Below are 2,372 nucleotides of genomic sequence, written 5' to 3'. Positions count from 1 at the left end.
GGCCGCCGTCGCGGCTGCGGTCGAGCGCTGCGGCGAGCTCGTGCAGTCGGCGCGCGCGGCCGGCGTTCCCGTCTACTGGATCGAGCTCGGCACCGACCCCGCGGCGCCGTGGCGCGCGAGCAACTGGCTGCGCGCCGGCGACCTCGACGCACCGCTCTCGCCCGACGAGCCGTGCGTCATCGGCACGCCCGGTGCCGAGTGGTATCGCCTGTCGCCCGCTCCGGGCGAGCTGCGCACACGCAAGACCGGGTACAGCGGATTCCTCGGCACCGACCTCGCGGCGGAGCTGCGGCGACGCGGCATCCGCTGGCTGTCGGTCGTCGGCCTCACGACGGAGTGCTGCATCGCGGCGACGGCGACGGATGCGATCCAGCTCGGCTGGCCCGTGCTCATCGCCGACGATGCCACCGCCGCCTACGACCTCGAGCTGCACGAGCACGCCCTCGCCCAGCTCGCCCTGAACGTCGCCGTCATCGGCTCGAGCGCGGAGATCACCGCGCTGTGGCTGGAGTCCGCTCCGCAGCACGACGCTGCCCTTCGGCAGCAGAACGGAGTTCCCGCATGACGGGAATGCACCTCGCATTCGACCTCTCCTTCACGCACACCGAGGGCCGCTGGGCCCGCGCGGGCTCGTGGGTGGGGCGCACGTTCCCCGACGTGCGCATGTTCCAGGAGATCGCGGTCACGGCCGAGCGCGCCGGCATCGACATGCTGTTCTTCGGCGACGGCAGCGGCATCCCCGACACCTGGCGCGGCTCGATCGAACCCGCCGTTGAATGGGGCGTGCAATGGCCCCGGCAGGACATGAGCCCGTTCATCGCCGCGATGTCGGCCGTGACGAGCAGGATCGGCTTCGGGCTCACCTACTCGTCGACGTTCATGCATCCCTTCTACGTGGCTCGGCTGCTGAACTCGCTCGACCACGTCACCGGTGGCCGTATCGCGTTCAACGTCGTCGCCTCGACGAGGAGCGCGGATGCCGCGAACTACGGCTTCGAAGAGCTGCTCGAGCACGGCTTGCGCTACGAGCGCATGGAGGAGTTCATCGACGTGTGCCAGCGGCTCTGGGACTCGGTGCCGCCCGAGGCGATCGTCATGGATCGCGATTCGGGGCGGTTCGCCGATCCCGCGCTCGTGTCACCGATCGATCACGACGGCGACTTCTTCCGCGTGAAGGGACCGCTCAGCAGCATGCCGAGCCCGCAGCGGCATCCGGTGCTCGTGCAGGCCGGCAACTCGCCGCGCGGCATCGCGACGTCGGCCAAGTTCGCCGACGTGATCTTCGGCTTCGGCGGCGCGGTCGCGGGGCAGCAGCGGCACCGGCGGATGCTCGACGAGGCGCTCGCCGCCGAGGGGCGCGACCCGGCCTCGGTCGGCATCCTGTGGGCGACGCAGGTGATCGTCGGCCGCACCGCCGAGGAGGCGCGTACGCGACGTGCCGAGGTGCTCGAGTTCTGGAGCGAGGAAGCGGTGGGCGCCTACCTCTCGCACAACGCCGGCTACGACTTCTCTGGCGTGCCCGAGCGCTTCGCGCTCGGTGAGCTCGTCGCGCAGATGCAAGCGGCGAACAGCACCCCGGCGGGACTCGTCGGGCGCCTTGTCGACGAGTACGGCGTCGATCACCAGCTGACCCGCGCGGAGTTCTTCGAGCACGGATGGCGCAGCGCCACCGGCCTCGACCACACCGTGTGCGGCTCGCCGGCCGAGATCGCCGACGCCCTCGAGGAGAACTTCGCCGCGACCGGCTCGCGCGGCGGCTACATGTTCTCGACACCGTTGCCGACGCCGTCGGGACTCGACGACATCGCCGAGCTGCTCGTGCCCGAACTGCGACGCAGGGGAGCGCTCGCGCCGAGCTACCCCGGCGCGACGCTGCGCGAGAACCTGCGGGTGTGAGGATGCGAGCCTCGTGAGCCGGCGCGCCAGCCGCTCGGCCGGCTGGGAGCAGACCCTCCTCGTCTGCGCGCTCATCGGCACGGCGCAGATGACGTGGGGTGTCGTGGTTCCCGTGCTGCCCGTGTACGTGACCGCGATGCACATTCCCGTCGCCGCGCTCGGACCGATCATCGCGGCGTTCGCCATCGGGCGCGTCGTCGCGAACATCCCGGCGGGGTTGCTCCTCGCGCGAGTGCGGCCGCGGCCGCTCCTCCACATCGTGCTCGTGGCGCTTGCGATCGTCACCGCGGCGACGGGCTTCATGCAGGACCCCGCGTGGATCGTCGGGTTCCGACTCGCGGCCGGCGTTCTCGGCGGGGCCGCGGTGACCGTGGGCTTCTCGGTGCTGCTCGCCGGCGCGCCGGCCGCGCAGCGCGGACGGGTGGTCGCCGTCGCGACGGTCGTGCAGATGGGAGCGGCGGCGGCGGGCGCGCTGC

The 2,372-nt window shown here is 71.8% G+C and carries 3 protein-coding genes; all 3 read left to right on the top strand.

The window, feature by feature from the left end:
* The coding region (locus ESP51_RS20315; RefSeq protein ID WP_164990624.1) for a cysteine hydrolase family protein at window positions 1-565 on the top strand (565 nt) is incomplete at its 5' end.
* A complete protein-coding gene (locus ESP51_RS20310) occupies window positions 562-1,896 on the top strand; it encodes an NtaA/DmoA family FMN-dependent monooxygenase (protein ID WP_129522670.1) in 1,335 nt (444 codons plus the stop codon). The genes ESP51_RS20315 and ESP51_RS20310, both read left to right, overlap by 4 nt.
* Window positions 1,897-1,909: 13 nt before the next feature.
* The coding region (locus tag ESP51_RS20305; RefSeq protein WP_164990623.1) for an MFS transporter at window positions 1,910-2,372 on the top strand (463 nt) is incomplete at its 3' end.

The sequence above is a fragment of the Agromyces albus genome, from assembly GCF_004134825.1.
GTDB classification, from domain to species: Bacteria; Actinomycetota; Actinomycetes; order Actinomycetales; family Microbacteriaceae; genus Agromyces; species Agromyces albus.
This window is presented reverse-complemented; position numbering and strand designations above follow the sequence as displayed.

Excerpts from the sequence above, each read along its gene's own strand:
- ESP51_RS20310 (WP_129522670.1), top strand. The coding sequence starts at position 562 with ATGACGGGAATGCACCTCGCATTCGACCTCTCCTTCACGCACACCGAG.